Origin of the sequence: Herbaspirillum sp. C7C2, from assembly GCF_022627865.1 — a bacterium.
Taxonomy (GTDB): Bacteria; Pseudomonadota; Gammaproteobacteria; order Burkholderiales; family Burkholderiaceae_D; genus Herbaspirillum; species Herbaspirillum frisingense.
On record NZ_JABXGI010000005.1, the window covers coordinates 110,967 to 132,188 of the forward strand.

The following is a 21,222-nucleotide window of genomic DNA, read 5'->3' on the forward strand; positions in this document are numbered from 1 at the left end:
CATTGACTTTCCTGTTCGCTTTGTAAACGGGTATGGTGGCCTCCCACTTTTGAGGTTCACGATGCAGGGTTGGCACACAACGTTTTTGGGGATGCGTGGGCTCCCCCGCGATATCAGCGACTTCGAGATGAAGGCATTTTTCACCTTCGATGGTGCCGAGCGCGACGCAATCAATGCACGCCGAGGTGATTCCCACAAGCTTGGTCTGGCGCTCCATATTGGTTTCCTGCGCATGAGTGGGCGTTTGCTCGGTGCCTTTCGGGTAATTCCAGTAGCCTTGTGGCGCCACCTTGGCAACGAGCTTGGCATTGCAGCACCAGAAGTCGCCTCGCTGAGAGCCATGTATGAACGCGGGCGCACGCTATTCGATCACCAACAAGTAGCCTGCACGGTCCTTGGATTCCAGTGGATGAGCGAGCACCAGCGCCGCTCACTGGTACGTGAACTGCGCGACGAAGTGGCGCGCTGCGCCGACCGCGATCAGCTACTCGTGCGGGCGCGTCAATGGCTGTACAAGAACAAGCTGGTGATCGTGCACGAGCGGGCAATTCGGACACTGATTGCGGCGGCACTTGCCCAGCTTGAAGTTGAAACAGGCACCGCCATCGCCGCCAGCGTTGATCCAGCAACACTTGATCGCTGGCGAGCCTCAGTTTCAGAGCTGCGCCCAGATGGACAAACCCAGCAGAGTTGGCTATGGGCTGCACCGGCGAAACACTCAACCCGCCAAATCAGCGAGGTACTGGAGCGCATCGACCTGCTTTACACGCTGGACGTTCATAAGCACCTGGCAGACATCCCCGATCTCATCTTGCGCCGCTACGCGCGCCGACTTGTCTCCAGGCCGCCCTCAGCCGGAGCCAAGATCAAAGAGCCAGCGCGCACCGTGGAGGTCGCATGCTTTCTTCGGTATTGCCTGTTCACCACCACAGACCAGTTGATCCTTATGGTGCAGCGCCGGATCGCCGATCTGTGGCGTCAGGCTGCCGCCGATGTCCCCGCTACCGTCAATTGGGCCGCAATGTACAAAACGCTGCTCGGCGAACTTGTTGCCTTGAGCGCGCAAGGTGCGGTGCCAGATGCTGAGTTGCGTGCCCGTCTTGAAGCCTTGATCACCGAAACCCAGAAACGCAAACCACCGAGCAGGGCCTCCCTGGTCCGCGAGGGATTGATTGATGGAATTCGCCCCGTGCGGTCGTTGCTCGTCGCCATTGCAAAGCTGCCCTGGCAGGCCACCGGCGAGCATCCTGCCATCGAGTACCTTGCCAAGCTGCAAGCTTTATATCTCAAAGGATCCAGAAAGCTGCCAGTTGAAGTGGTGGCACCAAGTCTGGGAATGATCTGGCAGGTTTCGATCTCCAGCCCAGACCGGGAACGGGCGTTTCAGGCGTTGGAGGTGGCCACCCTGTTTGCCCTGCGCCGCGCGGTGCGCAATGGCTCGGTCTGGATTGAGCACAGCCTGAGCTTTCGGGGTCGTGCGCGCTTGTTCTTCACGGACGAGCGTTGGCAGGCAGAGTCCAAGAAACACTATGCCCGTCTATCGTTACCCAGCAAGGCTGCCACTTTCTTGAAGCCTTTGCTGGCCAGAGTAACTGCCGGTGTCGATGCGGTGGCCGCTGCAGCCCGCAGTGGCGTACTGCGCGTGGATGATGAACTCCATTTGTCGCCATTGCCCGCAGAGGACGAAGACCCAGAAGTGACCAAGCTGCGCGCGGCTTTGGATCACCGCATCGGTGAGGTTCAATTGCCGGAAGTGATTCTGGCCGTTGACGCCCAGGTGCGCTTTAGCTGGATCATGCTCGGACGTGAGCCGCGCTCTACCGACGAGCTGCTGATGGTCTATGCCGGCATCATGGCCCACGGCACCAGTCTGACTGCGGTCGAATGCGCGCGCATGATTCCGCAATTGTCTGCCACCAGCATTCGCCAGGCCATGCGCTGGGCGCGGGACGAACGGCGTCTGAGCCAGGCCTGCCAGGCTGTGCTGGAATTCATGCAGCGACACCCGATTGCCGCCACCTGGGGGCGGTCCGATTTGGCATCTTCTGACATGATGACCATGGAGACCACCAAACGGGTGTGGCAAGCCCGGCTTGATCCTCGGCGCAACACACCTTCCATTGGAATCTACTCCCATGTAAAAGACCGGTGGGGCATCTTCCATGCGCAGCCCTTTGTGCTCAATGAGCGCCAGGCGGGCGTGGCCATTGAAGGTGTCATCCGCCAAGAAAAGCTGGAGACCAGCCAGCTTGCTGTGGATACCCATGGCTACACCGACTTTGCCATGTCACATGCCCGTTTGCTTGGTTTTGATCTTTGCCCGCGGTTGAAGGAACTCAAACAGCGCCACCTCTTTGTGCCACGCGGCACCAAAGTGCCCGCAGAAATCGCTGCGGTGTGCGAAGCCAATGTCGACGTCGCTTTGATCGAAAAGCATTGGGATAGTCTGGTGCACCTGGCAGCCTCGGTCATGAGCGGACATGCCAGTGCGGTGGCAGCTCTTGCGCGGTTCGGTTCTGCCGCCCAGGGCGATCCAATCTATGAGGCTGGCGTGCAATTGGGGCGGTTGCTGCGTACGGCGTTTTTGGCTGACTACTTTGTCAAGGACGCTTTCAGGAACGAGTTGCGCCGGGTGCTCAATCGGGGCGAGGCTGTTAACGCCCTCAAGCGCGCCATTTATACCGGCCGGATCAGCCCGGCGCAGGCCAAACGTGTCGATGAAATGCAGGCTGTGGCCGATGCGTTGAGCCTGATGGCCAACATCGTGATGGCGTGGAATACCTCACAGATGCAGGCGGTCCTGGATCGCTGGTCGAACCGCCGCCAGGTCATTCCACCGGAACTGATCGAGAAGATTGCGCCCACCAGGCTGGAGAGCATCAACTTGCGGGGTGTGTTTCGCTTCCCGGTTGACCGCTATGCTGACCAAATCCTGCCTTCGCGGCCAAATGCATCGATAACTGGCACCAATGGATGAAACCGACCACGGTTTGACGCCACGAATCGCAGATTTGAAAGTGAACAGGAAAGTCAATGAAATCAACGATCTACCAACACCACCTCCGCGCCAGTGCTAGCTTTTCGTACCGTCACTTATTGCACTGAAAACGAGGAGACCCCAACGTGGACATCCAGATGCGCACCAATGTGCCGCACATCTTCGCCATCGGCGACATCGTGGGCCAGCCCATGCTGGCGCACAAGGCGGTGCATGAAGCGCACGTGGCGGCCGAGGTCATCGCCGGCGAACTGCAGGGCAACAAGGAACTGGCCAGCGCCGCCTTCAACGCCCGCGTGATCCCCAGCGTGGCCTACACCGACCCCGAAGTGGCCTGGGTGGGCCTGACCGAAGACCAGGCCAAGCAGCAGGGCATCAAGGTCAAGAAGGGCCTGTTCCCCTGGGCGGCCTCGGGCCGCGCCATTGCCAACGGCCGCGACGAAGGCGTCACCAAGCTGCTGTTCGACGACAGCCCCGAAGCAGGATCAGGAGACGGCCATGCTGGCCGGGGCCACGGCAAGATCTTGGGCGGTGGCATGGTCGGCACCCACGCGGGCGACATGATCGGAGAGATCGCGCTGGCTATCGAGATGGGTGCGGACGCAGTGGACATCGGCAAGACCATCCACCCGCATCCGACGCTGGGCGAGAGCATCGGCATGGCGGCGGAAGTGGCGCATGGCAGCTGCACGGATGTGCCGCCTGCGCGCAAGTAAGTCCGCAGCCAAGCTACCCTGACAAGGCCCGAACTGGCGACGGTTCGGGCCTTGTGCTTTGCGTACCCAAACAATCGCCGCAGAATACTGTGCATTTGTACAGTATTCATGTCAGCCACTTCCAAGCCCAAGCTCTACAACCCACGCCACCCCGAACGCACGCTGCTCTACCAAACGGTAGCCGAGCACTACGAGACCTGGCTAGAGTTGGCCAGCGCGGGTCAGTTCGACGGCCAGGGCGACCACCACACCCCCAAGCCCTTCGTGCGCAAAGCGTTTGCCAAGTATCTTGAGTGCGGCATCTTTGCCCATGGCTTTGCCCGCGCTCGCTGCGGCGACTGTGGGCACGACTACTTTGTAGCCTTCTCCTGCAAAGGCCGGGGAGTCTGCCCCTCGTGCACCACCCGGCGCATGGTGGAGACAGCAGCGCACCTGAACGACCACGTTTTCCCCCGCCTGCCGGTGCGCCAGTGGGTGCTGTCGGTTCCCAAGCGGCTTCGTTACTTCATGCAGCGCGACGGAGCGGTGCTGAGCATGGTGCTGCGCATCTTTCTGCGGGTGATCGCACAAACTCTGCAGACCCACAGCCCCGGTGCGGCCCATATGGACAAGGCAGGCCTGCACATCGGTGCCATCGCCTTCATTCACCGATTCGGCTCCAGCCTCAATGAACACGTCCACTTCCACGTTTGTGTGGTGGACGGGGTGTTTGAGGAAGTGGAGGGCGAGGGCGATGCTGATGCGACCCCTCGAATCTCATCGCCGGGTGTCATCTTTCACGCGGCCACCGGCATCGATGCGGCTACCGTGGCCCCAGTGCAGACCACACTGCAAAAACGCATCCTGCGCGCCTTCGTTGCTCGGGGCCTGCTGGAGAACTGTGACGCCAAAGACATGCTGGGCTACAAACACAGCGGCTTCTCGGTGGATGCGGGGGTGTGCATCGAAGCCCACGACCGCGCTGCGCTGGAGCGGCTGCTGCGCTATTGCGCGCGTCCACCGTTTTCCATGGAGCGCCTACGCAAAGAGGGAAGCAAACTGGTGTACCGCTGTGCCAAACAGCGCAGCGAGCCCACCAGTGACAAGCGTGGTGCCAAGGCAGATGAGCTGCACCTCACACCGCTGGAACTGATCGACCGCATCGCCGCGCTGGTGCCACCGCCACGCACCCACCGGCACCGCTACTTTGGTGTGCTGGCACCCAACTCGCCGCTCAGGGCGGCGGTAACGGCGCTGGCTCAGCCTGCTGCGTCGCAACCAGCCACGGTGGAGACTGCACAACCTGGCGCGGGCGTACCTGGGGTGGCGGCGCCGGGCAACGCGGCCACACCCACACCCGAACCTGAAGCACGCCCGAAGCGAGCGGCGCATTACTTGTGGGCGGTGCTGATTGCCCGCATCTACGAGGCATTTCCGCTGCTGTGCCCCATGTGCGGTGGGCAGATGCGCATCATTGCCTTCATCACCCACAGCGCCGAAATCCGCCACATCCTGAACCACATCGGGGTGGAGTCTGCCCCCCCGCACATCACCCCGGCACGCGGGCCACCGCTGTGGGAGGGCTGCGACGCGCCGGTGGATGATGGTGCGCAAGGCGAGCCGGATTGGGATCTGGCAGCTCAACCCGACGAGGTAGACCAGCGCGTCAATTGGTGACCCAGTGAAGCGGCGGTATCCATCGCTGCGGGGAAGCAGCTGCGCGCGCGCCAGGCCCAAATGCATACTGCCTCCCAAGCTCTTGCCATTGAGCGGCAAGCGAGCGCTCAACCTTCCTTGGCCGAACGTGTTTCGAGGCCCAAAACTCGTGCCATACTTGGCCTCATGCGGTTGAATTTCCTATCCGCGATGGAATTTTTCAGGTCTTCCAGAACGACGTAACCTTTGACGGCAAGATCAAGGGCAGACGCGGAAAGCGCCGTCCAGCCGGCGCCCGAAAAGCCCCTATTGTCGACGTAATTGACCAGCGCCGGCGACAACCCTTCCGGCGCATCCCAGCGCGGCACGACCACGCCTTTGGCCGGATCTCGGCCCACCGCGGACCATGCCCGCAGGTAATAGATGAGAACGGCCAGAAGCCCGCCGCCCGAGATCAGGATGGCCATATGATCTCGCAGCCACCAGCTTGTCTCCTGCGAACTCGCGGGCGCGGCAATCGCACCCTTGGGCAGCTTGACGGCAACCGTCATGCCCTCGCCCACCGAAAACGGGCGAGTGGAGGCGAAGAACACCTCGTTGCCTTCGCTGAGAATGCGCGCATCCTTGCCCTTCGCGCCAAGAGGGCCGGTAAAGACGGCGGTATCCGTGGCTTTCACGCCCTGTGGCAGCGTGATGGTAGCGGAAATCTCGCCCATGGGGAATTGCCAGCCATTGCCGGTAACATTCCAGGTCAGCTCGTCATAATCGCTGAAATAACGGATCTGCCGGGCGGTGGTGTAGGTGATCTGGAAGATATGTTCGCCGGTCGGCAGAAAACGGTCGGCGCTGCCGGTATAGATGCGGATGCCGCCATCGATGGTTTCGGTGCGCCAGTTCTCGGGCGCACCATCGCGCTCCACCGAAACGACGCTGAAATCCACCTTGGTGCGGCGGTTATTCGCATCCAGCGCATAAAGCGGAAAATCGCGGAAAATGCCGCGCTTGATGTTCTGGCCTTCGGCGCGGGCGGTGATGCTCTCCGTCACCGTCAGCTTTCCGTCTCGCGCAACCTCGATGACGGAATGATACGAACGGATGAACTCTTCCGCGAAAGCCGGGAAGGCCGCGCCCAGGAAGACGAACAGCGCGAGAAATCTTGCGGCGATGGTCTTCACGGGTGATTTCTCCTTAAGGGAATGGAGCGTTTCCGGTTTCAGAATACAGTCATTGCCGTCATACCGGGCTAGACCCGGTATCCAGCAGCCGCGCGTCTGCGCGGCTTGAAGAGTCTTTCGCGATCAAGGACTTGATCGCACTGGATTCCGGCTCAGGGCCGGAATGACGGAAAACCAATACCGTTCTTCTAATGCTGCGGCTCGGCAGCGGTTTCCTTTTCCGAGTATTCGACGCCCAGCGAGGCGAGCGCCTTCCAGTAACCGGGATAGGTCTTGCCCACGCAGGCCGGATTCTGGATGGCAATGCCGCCGATCTTCAGCGCCGCCAGCGCAAAGCTCATGGCGATACGGTGGTCGGCGAAAGTGTCGATCGAGGCATTCACCGTCTGGCCCGCAAGCGAGGGATCGGAATGCACGATCAAGTCGTCGCCTGCCTCATGCGCCAAACCATCGCGGATTTCGTTGAGGCCGAGTGAGACGGCGCGGATTCGGTCGCATTCCTTGACGCGCAGATTGGCGATGCCGACGAAACGCACCGGTGTTTCGTTGAAGGCAGCGAGAACCGCAATGGTGGGAATGGCATCCTGCATCTGCGAACCGTCGATTTCAGCGGGCAGGTGGGGAAACTGCGCCATGACCTCATGGGCCTTGGCATCCGGCTGGGTGAACTTATCGGCCGGCGTGCCGATATCGATGGCGCCGCCGGTCAAAAGCTCAGCGCCCCAGAGATAGGTGGCGGCGGAGGCATCCGGCTCGATGTGGAAATCGGTTGCCGTGTAACCCGTCGGATGCACGCGCCAGATGGCGTTGCTCACCCGCTCCACCTTCGCACCGAATGCTTCCATGGCCGATGTGGTGAGATCGATATAGCCCTTCGCGCCGATTTCCTCGCCCTTGAGGATGATATCGACAGGCTTGTCGCCGCAGGCGGCGGCCATCAGAAGTGCGGACACATATTGGCTGGAAAGGTTGGCGTCGATCGTGACGCTGCCCTTCGGGAAACCCGTACCCTTGCCGCAGACGGTGACGGGCGGGCAGCCGGTCGGCGCCTCCGCCTCAACGCCGAGGGAGCGCAGGGCTTCCACCAGCGGCATGATCGGGCGTTTGCGCATATGCTCGTCGCCATCGATGATGACGGCGCCATCCACAAGGGCGGCAGCGGCGGTGAGAAAGCGGGTGGCTGTGCCGGCATTGCCGAGGAAAAGCGGCTTTTCCGGCTGATGCAACACACCTGAACTCTCCACCACGAAGGTGGTGGCGTCAGGCTCGGTTACCTTGACACCCATCTCACGCAGCGCTTCTGCCATGTAAAGCGTATCGTCGCTTTTCAGCGCGCCCGTGAGACGGCTTTTGCCCTTGGCGAGCCCGGCCAGCAGAAGTGCACGGTTGGTAATGGATTTGGAACCGGGCGGCTCCACCTTGCCGGAAAGCGGGTGGCCGGGCGGGGTGATGGTCAGTTCGATCATGATCGTCGTCTTGTCAAAGTATGCGGCGCAAAGCCGGGCTATCGGAATATCGGCGGGAATTTGTGAGCCGGTGCTTAGAACTTAACGGTCGGCACGGCGCGGTCGGCCGGGTTGTCGATCTCGAAATAGGGCGCCTTGGCAAAACCGAACTGCCCCGCCACGAGATTGGACGGGAAGCTCTCCACCTTGACGTTAAGATCGCGGGCAGCGCCATTGTAGGGAGCCAGCCGAGATAAAGCAAATGTTCATACATAAGCGAAAAAGTAATTAAGAAATAATCCATTATTCATATTTCGTAGATGATTGGTTGCCATTGCGCGCATATCGATGCCTTGCTCACATCCAACCGTCCGTGTCGCATAGGAAATTTGCAATCACGGACGGTACCCGGCTTATTTAGCTGGACGAATTCCCGTCACGACAGGTGCGGCTCCACTCCCCTTTAAGTCGAATGTGACCTGGTCTCCGACTTTGAGTCCTTGTAGCATTTTCTCATCCGATACTTTGAAGCCCATGGTCATCGCTGGCCAGTTTAGTTCTTTAATGGGTTGATGCGCCAAGGTAACGGTTTTCTGCTTCGGGTCGAGGCTCTTGATGACCCCGGTTCCATGAGAAACCATTTCGCCAACATCAGCCTGGCCCATTTTCATGCCCTGCATATCTGCGGCAAACACGGGCGCAATGCTGCCCAGGGATGCGGTAAAAAGCATGGCGTAAATCACGTTCTTCATGACAACTTCCTTTCACTTTGAAGATAAATTAAGCCGGATTGGCTTTGGGTTGACGACCACGCATCAAGCGATACGCGGCCGGAATGACGAACATCGAAAGCAACGGAGCGGTAATCATGCCGCCGACCATCGGCGCTGCAATCCGGCTCATGACTTCGGAGCCGGCACCGCTTCCCCACAGAATCGGAATCAGCCCCGCCAGGATGACGGCCACGGTCATCGCTTTTGGGCGTACCCTGAGCACGGCACCTTCGCGGATTGCATCCTCCAGTACGGGGACCGAGATAGCGCCTACCTGTTGTTCACGGACAGAGACCGCCTGCTTCAGGTACAGCAGCATGACGACGCCGAATTCAGCGGACACGCCCGCAAGAGCAATGAAACCGACACCGGTGGCAACCGATAGGTTGTAGCCCTGGGCATAGAGAAACCAGATGCCGCCGACCAAAGCAAATGGCAGTGACGCCATGATCAATGCTGCCTCATCGAAGCGTCGGAACGTCAGATAGAGCAGCACGAAGATGATCATCAGCGTCGCCGGCACCACTAGCTTTAAACGTGCATTTGCCCGCTCCAGGTATTCGAATTGCCCCGAGTAAGCAATGCTCAGTCCGGGCGTTAGCTTTACTTTGGAACTGACCGCAGCGCGCAAATCGGCGACCACAGATGACAGATCCCTATCCCGGACATCGACATAGATCCAGCCGCTGGGCCGAGCATTCTCACTTTTGAGCATGGGCGGGCCATCGCTGATCTTCAGCTTGGCGACGGTTCCCAAGGTGATCTGCTGCCCGCTGGCGGTCAGGATCGGCAGATCGCGCAGTCGCTCCAGCGAGTCGCGAGTCTCTCTCGGATAGCGAACGCTGATCGGATAACGTGCCAGTCCCTCAATCGTCTCACCGACATTCTCCCCACCGATGGCCGACGAGACGATGCTCTGGACATCAGCGATATTGAGACCGTAGTTGGCGGCAGTCAGCCGGTCGATATCGACATCCACGTAACGTCCGCCACTGAGACGTTCGGCGAGCGCGGAGCTGACACCTGGCACCTCTTTGGCAACCTGTTCGATTTGTTGCGCCGTCTTGTCGATATCAACCAGGCTAGTGCCTGACACTTTGACGCCAATCGGGCTTTTTATCCCGGTAGCCAGCATGTCTAGCCTGTTACGAATGGGCGGTACCCAGATGTTCGATAGGCCAGGCACTTTGACGACCCGGTCAAGCTCATTCACCAACTTTGCCGGCGTCATGCCGGGGCGCCATTGATCACGCGGCTTGAATTGAATGGTCGTTTCGAACATCTCCAGGGGGGCTGGATCGGTCGCACTCTCAGCACGGCCAGCTTTGCCGAAAACACTGGCGACTTCCGGAACCGTCTTGATCAGGCGATCGGTCTGTTGCAGCAGTTCGGCAGCTTTGGATGCGGACAAGCCTGGCAAGGCTGACGGCATATAGAGTAGATCCCCCTCATCCATCTGCGGCAAGAACTCACCGCCCAAACGGCTGATCGGCCATAAGGTCGTCAACAGCGCAAGCGCCGCAATTGCCAGTGTCGTCCTAGGGCGGCGCAAGACGGCTTCCAGTAACGGCCGATAGCAACGAATCAGCCAGCGATTGAGCGGATTGCTGTTCTCCGAGGGGATCTTCCCGCGGATCATGTAGCCCATCAGGATCGGGATCAGTGTGACGGATAGTCCGGCGGCACCGGCCATTGCATAGGTCTTGGTAAATGCCAATGGCCCGAATAAGCGTCCCTCCTGCGCCTCGAGGGTAAATACCGGGATAAATGACAGCGTAATGATCAGCAAGCAGAAAAACAGCGTTGGTCCGACCTCTGCCGCCGCCTCACCGATGACTCTCCAATGGGTTTCCCCCTGTAAAGGTTGCCCTGGATGTCGATGCTTCCACTCTTCGATATGCTTGTGCGCATTCTCGATCATGACGACGGCGGCATCGACCATAGCACCAATTGCAATGGCGATCCCTCCTAGGGACATGATGTTGGCGTTGACGCCCTGATACCGCATGACGATGAAGGCAATCATGATGCCCAGTGGCAGAGAGACGATGGCCACCAGTGCGGAACGCAGATGCCAGAGAAACAGGCCGCAAACAACCGCAACGACGATGAACTCCTCAAGCAGCTTGTGCGACAGGTTGTCGATGGCGCGATCGATCAACTGGCTGCGGTCGTAGACAGGTACGACCTCAACACCGGTGGGTAGGCTTTTTTTGAGCTCTTCCAGTCGGCTCTTGACGGCCGCAATGGTGTCCCGCGCATTCTTGCCTGAGCGCAGGATGATGACGCCGCCCACCGACTCGCCTTCGCCATTGAGTTCCGCAATGCCGCGGCGCATCTCCGGCCCGAATTGGATGGCCGCTACATCGCCCAGTTTGACGGGTACGCCGTTTTTCCCCGTCGCCAAGGGAATGTTGCGGAAGTCCGCCAGCGTCTTCAAATAGCCGGAAGCCCGCACCATGTACTCGGTTTCCGCCATCTCCAGCACCGAGCCACCGGTTTCTTGGTTGGCCTTTTTGATCGCGTCGACAACCTTGTCTTGCCCGATGCTGTAGGCCGCCAGTTTCACCGGGTCGAGCACTACTTGGTATTGCTTGACCATGCCGCCTACCGTTGCGACTTCGGCGACATTGGGCAGGCTCTTGAGCTCATATTTCAGGAACCAGTCTTGCAGGCTACGTAACTGGGCCAGGTCGTGTTGCCCGCTCCTGTCGACCAGCGCGTACTCATAGATCCAGCCGACGCCGGTAGCGTCCGGCCCCAGTGATGCCTTGGCCGAGGCCGGAAGGCGCCCCTGCACCTGGTTGAGATATTCCAGTACCCGGGAACGTGCCCAATACATATCCGTGCCGTCCTCAAACAAGACATAGACGAAGGAGTCCCCGAAGAACGAGTAGCCCCGCACCGTCTTTGCACCCGGCACCGACAGCATGGTAGTTGCCAGCGGATACGTTACCTGGTTCTCGACGATTTGCGGCGCCTGGCCAGCATAGGTAGTCCGGATGATGACCTGAACATCCGAAAGATCGGGCAACGCGTCCACAGGGGTGGTCTTGAGCGCCCATACCCCCCAGGCCCCCAGAAAAAGCACGCCAAACAAGACCAGGAAGCGGCTGCGAAGCGACCATTTGATGAGTTTTTCGATCATGGCGTGCTCCGATCCAGCTTCTCGATCACATAATTGCCATTTCTCTCTTGGAAACCGAAATGCACGCTATCTCCCGCCTTGAGACGTGTTGCCATCTCAGGCCGCGCCAGTTTGAATGACATTGTCATGGCTCCCCAACCCAGTGTTGGGACCGGACCGTGCGAGAGCGTGATGTCAGTGTCCCGCAGTGATTCGATTTTCCCGGTCGCCTCATTGAGTGACATCTGGGCGCTCTTGGCGTCGGCGCCTGGTGAAGTGTTCAGCCGCGCGAGCACGCCTTTAAGGCTGGCCTCGGAATCGATGAGGAATTGACCGGACGTGACAACTTGTTGGCCTTCAGTGACGCCATCCAGGATGACGCTCTTTCCATCGGATTCTTGGCCAAGCTTCACTTCGACCGGCTGGTAGCGACCATCGCCTGTTGTGACCAGCAGGATATTGCGCGCGCCGGTGCGGATGACCGCTTCAGACGGTACCAGTAGACTTGGTGCTGCCTTGCCGCCTCCTAAGCCGATTTGCGCATACATGCCCGGCTTCAATTTGCCATCGCGATTGGGCAACTCGGCGCGAACCCGGAGGGTACGGCTGTCGGCGTTGCTCTCCGGCAGAACGGCAAGGATCTTGCCTGTGAATTTTTCGCCTGGGTACGCCGCAAAATCCGCTTCCAGCTTACCGCCGACGTTGACTAGTGCGGCTTGCGCCTCAGGAATTGCCGCTTCTAGCCACACGGTATCGAGCCCGTTGATCCTGGCCAAAGGCGCTCCGGCCGATACCGTCATTCCACTCCTGATATCCAAGGTCTGAATCAAGCCCGCAATAGGTGCAGCGATGGTCACTACCGTCTGAGGTCGGCCGCTTTTCTCTACACGGCTAATCAGATCAGCCGGCATTCCGAGCAACTGCAGACGTGCACGGGCGGCCTGGATCAGCGCCAGGTCCTTCGTACCGAGCACCGCCAAAAATTCCGCTTGGGCGCCAGCCCATTCCGGAATGAGCAAGTCCACCAGGGGCCCGCCGCGTTCAATGACGTCGCCAGGAGCACGTGCGTAGACCCGCTCAACAAAGCCGTTGCTTCGGGCCTGGACAATCGCCACCTGGCGATCATTGAGCTGCACGTTGGCGACAGCGCGCACGGTGCTCGAAAAGCTGCCACGCTCGACCTTGGCGGTGCGCATTCCCAGGTTCTGGCTAATCCCAGAGTCAATCTTGACGCCGGCGCCGTCACCTTGCTCATCCGCATATTTCGCGACCAGTTGCATGTCCATGAACGGCGACTTTCCCGGCTTGTCGAAACGCTGATTCGGCATCATCGGGTCGTACCAATACAGTACCTTGCGTTCAACTTGCGTGGCAGGATTCCCTGTCTTGATAGGCATGGCTTCGGCGCCGGCGGCGCGATGGGCCATCCAATATCCACCCATGCCGCTCACCGCGGCAACCGCCGCGATCAGTACGGCGATCTGGTAAGTGCTTTTTTTCATTGTTGATCTTCCCCATAGGCGAAATAGAGTTGGGCGGCGACTGCGGATCTTTGCGCCTCCAAATCGATGATTTTCAGGCGCTGGTCGACGACTTCCCGGCGTGCCGCGAGGACTGTCGTCAAGTCACTTTTGCCTGCGCGATAGCTGGCGTATTGGAGGTCGGTTTTTTGCTGTGCCAGCGGCAAGGCCGTCTGGTTAGCGCGTTCAAGCTGCCGGGTCAAGGATTGGTAGTCGGCCAGATCGCTTTCGAGCTCGTTGGTGTGATCGCGCAGCATGGCCTCGCGGTCTGCATCGATGCGATATAGCTCTTGCTGTTTAGCCGCGATGAGGGGATCCTGCCTTGTCGCGGGGGAAACTGGAATCTCGAACGTGAACTGGACCGACACCATGTTGCCAAAGCGCGGGTCACGTCGCTGATAGGCTAGCTCGACACCCCAATCGGATTTCTTCATCGCCTGCGCTTGGCGCAATTCTGCTTCCGCCTTGTGGCTCTCCGCAGAATAGGCTTCCAGTTCCGGATGCTTGTGCAAGTGATCGCGTAAATGGTCAGCATCGATGCGCAGCTCAGGCAACGCATCGACCAGTGGCTCATCGGCTTCACCACCCACATAGCGGCGGAGGCCGGACTTGGCCTTGACGAGGTCGCGGATCAGTTCATCACGACGGTCAGCCAATTGAGCCGCTTCCTGCTTGGGCATTACGCTATCGGCCACCTGGGTACGGCCAGACGCGATCTGGGCGCGCACGGCATCTACCAGAAGCTGATTCTCTTTGCCCAAATCATCGAACAGCGAGATCTTGCGTTCCAGGAAATAGCGCTTGAGCCAAGCCAAGGCCGTGGCTCGGCGCAGCTTGAGGCGCTCCACTTGCCGCTGTGCTTGCGCAGTTTCGATCGAAGCTTCGGCTACGGCAACGCGGGCCTGGCGCTTGGCCGCATTGGGAAAATCCTGCATGACGCCGATTTTCTGCATCGTCATGGAGTCGGCATTGAGTCGGCCTCGATCCGGCCCGGAGACGGGATAGTTGTCGACTCCGGCAAAGATCTTGGGGTCAGGTAAAGCACCTGCGGGTATCGCCGATGATTGGGCTGCCGCAATTTGAGCCCTGTTGGAGGCCAGGTTGGGAGACTGGCGCTCGGCGATATCGAGCGCAGCGTTAAAAGATAAGGGAGCCGCGTGGGCAAGGCCGGACATCCCTGCCAGCAAAGCAAGCAGGGCCCCGGATATCCTGTGAAAGGACATGATTGTTCACTCCATAGCGTGACTGCGCGAAAAAGCGCGCGAAAGACCACTTGGCGCTCAAGCCAAGCGTGTCAAGAAATCAGCAACGATCAGAGTGAACGAGGGGGACGCCACAATCCGGACAGATCGTGGGAAGGAAGAAACGATTCGGGCAACAGGGAGACCGTTGCGATCAAGGGAAGAACCTGCAGATTAACGTCCGCTGAAGGTGTGGTCGACGGAAACACTTGGCAAATCTTGCAGGCGTCTCCCATCTTGCATGGCGCCGTCGATTTTGATGACTTGTCCCCACTTGACATGCTCATGACGCAAGTTTCGTCCGAGCTGTTTGCGGAGACCGACATCTCCATGGCAGGAGTGACACTACGCATCATTTCGACCATGCGCACAGCCGCCAATCCCTCAAGGGGAATGGCAATGGCTAGCAACACTATCAGAAATGTACGAAGCATTTTCATCGCACAAATTATAGATCATGTCTCGATGAGCTGGGTTTAAATAGATTTCTGGTTCATTCGCTTGCTCAGTTCTAATGCGCTTTCTCGGCGTTCGCTGTATCGGTCGGTCAGGAACGGCGAGACATCACGCGTTAGCAGCGTGAATTTGAACAGTTCTTCCATCACATCGACCACCCGCTCGTAGTAAGGCGATGGCTTCATCCTGCCGGCGTCGTCAAATTCTAGGTACGCTTTGAGGTAGCCTGAGATTTTCGGACACTCTTGTTTGGTAGAGTTGCACCGACAGGAGCCTTTATGAAGAAATTGAAGAAGACGTACCCCACTGCGCTGCGTGAAGAAGCTGTGAAGCTGGTTTTGACGCAGGGTCTTTCGATCGAACAGGCAGCCGCCAGCGTGAGCATTCCCAAGGGGACGCTCGCCAATTGGGTGGCAGCAGCACGCCGTGGTCCATCAGAAGCGACGCCGCCAGGCAGCCGTACGGTGGCCGAACTGGAGGCAGAAAACGCGCGGCTTCGCAAGGAGCTGGCCGAGACAAAAATGGAGCGGGATATCGTAAAAAAAGCGGCAGCGTACTTTGCGCAGGAGTCGCTGCCAGGTACGCGTGGATGAAAACGGCGCGACTCGAATTTCCCGTGACGATGCTGTGCAAGACGCTGGGCGTCTCGCGCAGTGGCTTCTACGATTGGCTGCACGCCAAACCGTCGACACGAGCGCAGGAAGACAGCCGACTGAAAGTGCTGATCACCGCCGCGCACCGGCAAAGCCGCGAGACCTATGGCACGCGGCGCGTCAAGCACGAATTGGCCGTGCAGGGCCACGACGTCGGACGCGATCGCGTTGCGCGGCTGCGCAGGGAGCTCAAACTGCGCTGCAAGCAGCGGCGTAAATTCGTGGCGACGACCAACTCCAAGCATGACCTTCCGGTGGCTGAGAATTTGCTGGAACAGCGGTTCACGCCAACGCGGCCGGGCGAAGTCTGGGTCACGGATATCACCTACATTCCAACTGCCGAAGGCTGGCTGTATCTGGCCGGCCTGAAGGACGTCTTCACCTGCGAGATCGTCGGCTACGCGATGGGCGAGCGGATGACGCAGGATCTGACGGCGCAAGCGCTGTGGAGGGCTGTTGCCAACAAACGCCCGGCGCCGGGACTGATCCATCACTCGGACCGAGGCAGTCAATATTGCGCCCACGCGTACCGCGATCTGGTGACGCAGTTCGGCATGCGAGCCTCGATGTCGCGCAGGGGGAACTGCTACGACAACGCGCCGATGGAGAGCTTCTGGGGCACGCTGAAAAACGAGCTTGTTCATCATCGTCGCTATGCCACCCGCGCCGAGGCGCAAGCGTCGATCCAGGAATACATCGAGATTTTCTATAACCGACAGCGGCGCCATTCCCGCATCGGATTTGTTCCGCCAGCGTTGTTCGCTGAAGAATTCAGCAAACAGCCGCAGGCGGCTTGAGACAAGCGTGTCCGCTATTGACAGTACACCTCACTTTGGCCACCGAGGATTGATTGGGAATGGTCAGCATCCGCATCCAGCGCCCCAAAATCCGCATTTGATTCACAGCATTGAAGGACTGCGATCCACCGGACACTTCCATGACGGCCAAGGTCTTGCCCTGTGAAGGACGGATAGCCCCCTGTGTCAACGGAATCCAGTCAATCTGGGCCTTCATGATGCCGGTCATAGCGCCGTGGCGCTCTGGCGAACACCAAACCATACCTTCGGACCAGTTCGCCAGCTCGCGTAGTTCCGCGACCTTAGGATGTGTCTCCGGCTCACTATCCGGCAGCGGCAAGCCGCGGGGATCAAAGATCTTGACCTCGCCGCCCATCGCTTCCAGCAGCCGTGCCGCTTCCATGGTCAGTAATCGGCTGTAAGAGCGTTCACGAACAGATCCGTACAGCAGGAGAAAGCGCGGACGGTGGGTCGATGCGCCAATTTTTGAGAAGTCGCCGATTGCAGGCACCTTGAATTGGCCGGGATCGACGTTGGGCAGATCAGTTACCTGGTGCGACACGTTGGCCCTCCGCATTGATCACGACTTCGCCGTCTTCCTTGGTGAAAGCGCCTTGTTGCGGGTTCGGGAGGATGTCCAATACCAACTCGGACGGACGGCACAGCCTGGTTCCCTTGGTCGTCACGACGAACGGCCTGTTGATCAGGATGGGATTTGCCAGCATTGCATCCAGTAGTTGATCGTCGGTCAAGGTGACGTCATCCAGGCCCAGCTCAGCGTAAGGCGTGCCTTTCTGGCGAATGGCCTCGCGAACCGTCAGACCGGCATCCTGAATCATCTTGACCAGCTGCTCACGGCTGGGTGGATGCTGCAGGTACTCAATCACTGTCGGCTCTTCGCCGCTGTTGCGGATCATGGCCAGGGTGTTGCGGGAGGTCCCGCATGCAGGGTTGTGATAGATGATCGTCATGATGAGGTCCTATTGTGAAATCGGCTCTGATTGCGGGCGAATCGCCGCCGTAGCGAAAAAGAAGAGAATTGCTCCCGTCGCCGCTATGGCAACCAGGGCAGCTATGGCACCGGGATAGCCGCCCCCGACGCTATAGAGGAGCGATGCGACGAACGGACCGGCTGCGAAAGCGATCGTGACCGGAGTTGCCATCGCGCCGCTGATGGCGCCGTAGGCCTCACGGCCATACAACTCAGCTGGCAGCGTCCCGCGAACGATGGTCATGACGCCGTTGCCCATGCCGTACAGGATGGCAAACAGTCCGTAGAGCACCAGCCAGTCAGCTGGGGCATAGAGCAGAAGCAAAGCTACTGGCAGCAAGGAAATGGCAAACTGGCCCGTCTGCCTGGTGCTGGCCTTCTTCCCGATCGTGGTCTCCAGGATTCGGCCCAACACCTGCATGGGGCCAATCATCGCTCCGATTGCGGCGGCATAGTACGGCGTCATTCCGCGATCATGCAAAATCGACATCAAGTGCAACGACATTGCCGAGAACACCAGGGCGTTCAAGGTCACGGCCGTCGTCACTGCATAAAAACTCGGTTGCCGTAGCACAGCCCTCAGGTCCCAATCCTTATTGGCGGCGGCCTTGGTCTTCTGAATAGACCTGGCTGCTGGAAGCAGCATATGAACCGGCAGGCAGATCACCAGGTTGGCCACCGCGTAAATCTGCCACGTCGTCCGCCAGCCATACTGCTCCAGCAACCATTGGGTCAGCGGCCAGGCGACGGTACTGGCAAAGCCACCAAAAAGCGTCAACATCGTGATGGCGCGGCGGAAATCTGCTTGGAAGACCTGGGTCAACACGGCGAACGCCGGCTGGTATAGCGTCGCGCTCATGGCCAGCCCGATTACCGCCCAGATGAGATAAAGCCCCTGCGCATCGTGAACGAACGACATGGCCGCCAGCATCAAGGCGGCCAATACGGTTCCGGCGCCCATCAGCAGCCGGCCACCGATGCGGTCAATGATGCTGCCGGCCAGCGTGGACATTAGCCCCGAAATGAGCAGCGCAAGGGAATAAGCTCCGACCACGACTGGCTTGGAGAGCTGCAGCTCAGTCTGCATCGGCTGCATCAAGATCCCGTAGGCATAGAACATCGAGCCCCAGCCGACAATCTGGGTCAGCCCAAGTGATGGAATCAGCCAGGTCGATTTACGGGCATCCACTTCAGCTTCCCAGTCTCAGCGCCAAGGCGGACAGCGTCACCAGCAGGACGGGCAGCGTCAGCATTGCGCCCACCCGGAAGTAATAGCGCCATGAGATGTGGATGCTCTTCTTGTCCAGCACATGCAACCAGAGCAAGGTCGCCAGGCTACCGATGGGGGTGATCTTGGGGCCAAGGTCGCTGCCAATGACATTGGCGTAGACCATTGCTTCCTTCACCGCGCCTTCGGCTGTGGTGGCGTCGATCGACAGTGCGCCCACCAGCACCGTCGGCATGTTGTTCATGATGGACGACAGGAAAGCCGTCAAGAAGCCGGTACCGAGGGCAGCGCCCCAGACGCCGTGCTCTGCAAAGCCGTTCAGCGCGCTTGTCAGGTAGTCCGTCAGGCCCGCATTGCGCAGCCCATACACCACCAGGTACATCCCCAGCGAGAAGAACACGACCTGCCAGGGCGCGCCCTTGATGACCTCGCGCGTAGAAATGACATGGCCTTTGCCTGCAACTGCCAGGAGGATCAGTGCACCAACCGCCGCCACGGCGCTGATGGGCACACCGAGGCCTTCCAGCCAGAAGAAACCCACCAGCAGCAGCGCAAGCACCCACCAGCCGGCGACGAACGTTGCTCGATCATGGATGGCCGCGACGGGATCCGGAACCTGGGTCAGGTCATAGTTTGCGGGGATATCTCGACGGAAGTAGAGAAAGAGCACGATGAGCGTCGCCACGACTGACACGATGTCGACGGGGATCATGACCGAGGCATATTCCGCGAATCCGATCTTGAAGAAGTCCGCCGAGACAATATTCACCAAGTTGGATACCACCAGTGGCAGACTGGCCGTGTCGGCGATGAAGCCGGCTGCCATGACAAAGGCCAGCGTCGCCTGGGGCGAGAATCGCAGCGCCAGCAGCATGGCGATGACGATCGGCGTCAGGATCAGCGCGGCGCCATCGTTGGCGAACAGGGCAGATACGGCTGCGCCCAACAGGATCAGCAGTACGAACAGCATGCGGCCGCGACCACCACCCCACCGGGCTACGTGCAAAGCTGCCCACTCGAAGAAGCCGGCCTTGTCCAGTAGCAGGCTGATGATAATGATGGCGATGAAGGTACCCGTGGCGTTCCAGACGATGTGCCAGACAACCGGGATGTCCGAAAGATGAATGACGCCGGCAGCCAAAGCCACGGCCGCGCCAGCGCACGCACTCCAGCCAATGCCGAGCCCCTTGGGCTGCCAGATCACAAAAATCAGGGTGAGCAGGAAGATGACAAAAGCGGCCAGCACTTTCTTTCCTTGGTCGAAGAAGATGAATCAGGAGCCGAGAGCCATCGGGCTCTCGCCGTGAGGTTTAAACCGGGGTGGCGCCGATAGCGTCCATCTCACGCTTGATCGAGGTCTTTTCGAGCGTGTGGAACGGCAGGCTGGCGAAGATGTTCACGCGGGTCATGATCTGGCGGGCAACCTTCGAGAATACGGCGCGCTTTTGCTCGTCGGTGCCGGTAGCAGCCGCTGGATCTTCGAATCCCCAGTGGGCCGAGATCGGTTGTCCTGGCCAGATCGGACATACTTCGCCGGCGGCGTTGTCGCAAACCGTGATGATGAAGTCCATCTTTGGGGCATCCGGTGCCGCAAACTCGTCCCAGCTCTTGCTGCGCAGGTCATTCAGCGGATAACCAGTCGCGTGGATCTGTTCTAACGCCAGCGGATTGACGGCGCCGGCCGGATGACTGCCTGCGCTGTAGGCATTGAAACGGCCTTTGCCCATGGTGTTGAGCAGTGCTTCGGCCATGATGCTGCGGGCCGAATTACCGGTGCAGAGGAAAAGAACGTTGTAGGTCTTCTGTTGGCTAGTGGACATGGTGACTCCTTGGCGTGAAGGCCTGGCGGTTCCAGGCATTGATTATTCGGCAGTAGCGGTTGGCTCGCAGCATGCCGTCACCGGCGAGCACACGTTGCCACCGCAGCAGTTCTCGGTGAGGAACCCCAGAACATCGTTCATGACGGTGTAGTTGGCGGCATAGATGACGAAGCGCCCCTCCTGGTGCGAAGTCACCAGACCGGCATGCGAGAGTTCTTTCATGTGGAAAGACAGGGATGAGGGAGCAATGTCCAAGGCTTCCCCTATTTTGCTGGCAGCACTGCCCTCTGGCCCGACCTGAACGAGAAAGCGGAAGATGGCCAGGCGAGAGTCCTGTGCCAAAGCAGCCAGTGCGGCAATAACGGTCTTGGTTTCCATCACAGCTCCAATCAATCCAATGATTCAATTATTATTGAATTATTAGATTAAAACAAGAGCGTGTTGGATTTTGGTAGAAGTGGACCGCTATCGGTCAATAACGGACTTCTGACGTTTCGTTCTGCCCAGGTAGTAGAACGTGAGGGTCGACCGACACGGCAAAACAAGATGCCCAAGATGCTTTAAAAGCGGAATTAAAGGCACTGCTCACTACAAAGGGGGGGAATAGCTTCGCCAGGCTATATTTCCTCGATCCAGATAGAGCTGGA

15 protein-coding genes and 3 pseudogenes are annotated in these 21,222 nt (G+C 59.3%); 4 read left to right on the plus strand and 14 right to left on the minus strand.

The window, feature by feature from the left end; all coding sequences use genetic code 11:
• Nucleotides 1–61: 61 nt before the first annotated feature.
• The 3 genes and pseudogenes from HWE04_RS10060 to HWE04_RS10070 all read left to right on the plus strand — a co-directional run bounded on the left by HWE04_RS10060 (nt 62) and on the right by HWE04_RS10070 (nt 5,370).
• On the plus strand, nt 62–2,977 hold the full coding sequence (locus HWE04_RS10060) for a Tn3-like element IS1071 family transposase (RefSeq protein ID WP_034350331.1): 2,916 nt from the start codon (nt 62–64) through the stop codon (nt 2,975–2,977).
• Nucleotides 2,978–3,108: 131 nt separating this feature from the next.
• Nucleotides 3,109–3,714 (plus strand): annotated as a pseudogene (locus HWE04_RS10065) (FAD-dependent oxidoreductase); the annotation flags it as partial.
• A gap of 108 nt (nt 3,715–3,822) precedes the next feature.
• Entirely contained in the window at nt 3,823–5,370 is a 1,548-nt protein-coding gene (locus HWE04_RS10070) for an IS91-like element ISCR8/ISPps1 family transposase (protein ID WP_008328818.1), read from the plus strand.
• A gap of 107 nt (nt 5,371–5,477) precedes the next feature.
• On the opposite strand, the gene HWE04_RS10075 is transcribed toward HWE04_RS10070, so the two are convergent.
• From HWE04_RS10075 to HWE04_RS10110, 8 genes and pseudogenes are all read right to left on the minus strand, one after another.
• Nucleotides 5,478–6,524, minus strand: a complete 1,047-nt coding sequence (locus HWE04_RS10075; RefSeq protein WP_008328817.1) for a DUF2207 domain-containing protein — start codon at nt 6,522–6,524, stop codon at nt 5,478–5,480.
• 188 nt (nt 6,525–6,712) lie between these two features.
• Nucleotides 6,713–7,990 (minus strand): 3-phosphoshikimate 1-carboxyvinyltransferase, encoded by a 1,278-nt coding sequence (locus HWE04_RS10080; protein ID WP_008328816.1) that lies wholly within the window; start codon nt 7,988–7,990, stop codon nt 6,713–6,715.
• A gap of 74 nt (nt 7,991–8,064) precedes the next feature.
• Nucleotides 8,065–8,217, minus strand: coding sequence for a LemA family protein (locus HWE04_RS10085; RefSeq protein ID WP_255347958.1), 153 nt, complete (start codon nt 8,215–8,217; stop codon nt 8,065–8,067).
• Between the two features lie 165 nt (nt 8,218–8,382).
• Nucleotides 8,383–8,721: a copper-binding protein gene (locus HWE04_RS10090; protein WP_034350329.1), complete on the minus strand. Its 339-nt coding sequence runs from the start codon at nt 8,719–8,721 to the stop codon at nt 8,383–8,385.
• A 28-nt stretch (nt 8,722–8,749) separates the two neighbouring features.
• Nucleotides 8,750–11,890, minus strand: coding sequence for an efflux RND transporter permease subunit (locus HWE04_RS10095; protein WP_008328814.1), 3,141 nt, complete (start codon nt 11,888–11,890; stop codon nt 8,750–8,752).
• Entirely contained in the window at nt 11,887–13,371 is a 1,485-nt protein-coding gene (locus HWE04_RS10100; protein WP_008328813.1) for an efflux RND transporter periplasmic adaptor subunit, read from the minus strand. The genes HWE04_RS10095 and HWE04_RS10100 overlap by 4 nt, the downstream gene beginning before the upstream one ends.
• Nucleotides 13,368–14,612, minus strand: a complete 1,245-nt coding sequence (locus tag HWE04_RS10105; RefSeq protein WP_034350328.1) for a TolC family protein — start codon at nt 14,610–14,612, stop codon at nt 13,368–13,370. The genes HWE04_RS10100 and HWE04_RS10105 overlap by 4 nt, the downstream gene beginning before the upstream one ends.
• Before the next feature lie 494 nt (nt 14,613–15,106).
• Nucleotides 15,107–15,310: pseudogene (locus tag HWE04_RS10110) on the minus strand (arsenical resistance protein ArsH); the annotation flags it as partial.
• Nucleotides 15,311–15,364: 54 nt separating this feature from the next.
• Between HWE04_RS10110 and HWE04_RS10115 the strand changes: the two are divergent.
• A protein-coding gene (locus HWE04_RS10115; RefSeq protein ID WP_446719221.1) for an IS3 family transposase occupies nt 15,365–16,536 on the plus strand; the annotation gives its coding sequence in 2 pieces (ribosomal slippage) (nt 15,365–15,647 and nt 15,647–16,536; 1,173 coding nt in all).
• A 34-nt stretch (nt 16,537–16,570) separates the two neighbouring features.
• Here HWE04_RS10115 and arsH read toward each other — a convergent pair.
• The 6 genes and pseudogenes from arsH to HWE04_RS10145 form a co-directional block, all read right to left on the minus strand.
• A pseudogene (arsH, locus tag HWE04_RS10120) lies at nt 16,571–17,113 on the minus strand (arsenical resistance protein ArsH); the annotation flags it as partial.
• Nucleotides 17,079–17,507, minus strand: coding sequence for an arsenate reductase (glutaredoxin) (gene arsC, locus HWE04_RS10125; RefSeq protein ID WP_008328810.1), 429 nt, complete (start codon nt 17,505–17,507; stop codon nt 17,079–17,081). The gene arsC and the pseudogene arsH, both read right to left, overlap by 35 nt.
• 9 nt (nt 17,508–17,516) lie before the next feature.
• Nucleotides 17,517–18,716, minus strand: coding sequence for an MFS transporter (locus tag HWE04_RS10130; protein WP_008328809.1), 1,200 nt, complete (start codon nt 18,714–18,716; stop codon nt 17,517–17,519).
• A gap of 1 nt (nt 18,717) precedes the next feature.
• Nucleotides 18,718–20,001: an arsenic transporter gene (locus HWE04_RS10135; protein ID WP_008328807.1), complete on the minus strand. Its 1,284-nt coding sequence runs from the start codon at nt 19,999–20,001 to the stop codon at nt 18,718–18,720.
• A gap of 64 nt (nt 20,002–20,065) precedes the next feature.
• The gene (locus tag HWE04_RS10140; protein WP_008328786.1) at nt 20,066–20,575 is read right to left on the minus strand and encodes an arsenate reductase ArsC; all 510 of its coding nucleotides are present in this window, start codon (nt 20,573–20,575) and stop codon (nt 20,066–20,068) included.
• A 42-nt stretch (nt 20,576–20,617) separates the two neighbouring features.
• Nucleotides 20,618–20,953 carry an ArsR/SmtB family transcription factor gene (locus HWE04_RS10145; RefSeq protein ID WP_008328785.1) on the minus strand — a complete coding sequence of 112 codons (336 nt, stop codon included), beginning with the start codon at nt 20,951–20,953 and terminating at the stop codon, nt 20,618–20,620.
• Nucleotides 20,954–21,222: the final 269 nt, after the last annotated feature.

Bases quoted from the DNA above. Each gene is read 5' to 3' on its own strand.
- HWE04_RS10060 (WP_034350331.1), top strand. From the start codon at position 62: ATGCAGGGTTGGCACACAACGTTTTTGGGGATGCGTGGGCTCCCCCGC.
- HWE04_RS10070 (WP_008328818.1), top strand. From the start codon at position 3,823: ATGTCAGCCACTTCCAAGCCCAAGCTCTACAACCCACGCCACCCCGAA.
- HWE04_RS10080 (WP_008328816.1), bottom strand. From the start codon at position 7,990: ATGATCGAACTGACCATCACCCCGCCCGGCCACCCGCTTTCCGGCAAG.
- HWE04_RS10090 (WP_034350329.1), bottom strand. From the start codon at position 8,721: ATGAAGAACGTGATTTACGCCATGCTTTTTACCGCATCCCTGGGCAGC.
- HWE04_RS10095 (WP_008328814.1), bottom strand. From the start codon at position 11,890: ATGATCGAAAAACTCATCAAATGGTCGCTTCGCAGCCGCTTCCTGGTC.
- HWE04_RS10100 (WP_008328813.1), bottom strand. From the start codon at position 13,371: ATGAAAAAAAGCACTTACCAGATCGCCGTACTGATCGCGGCGGTTGCC.
- HWE04_RS10105 (WP_034350328.1), bottom strand. From the start codon at position 14,612: ATGTCCTTTCACAGGATATCCGGGGCCCTGCTTGCTTTGCTGGCAGGG.
- arsC (WP_008328810.1), bottom strand. From the start codon at position 17,507: ATGACGATCATCTATCACAACCCTGCATGCGGGACCTCCCGCAACACC.
- HWE04_RS10140 (WP_008328786.1), bottom strand. From the start codon at position 20,575: ATGTCCACTAGCCAACAGAAGACCTACAACGTTCTTTTCCTCTGCACC.
- HWE04_RS10145 (WP_008328785.1), bottom strand. From the start codon at position 20,953: ATGGAAACCAAGACCGTTATTGCCGCACTGGCTGCTTTGGCACAGGAC.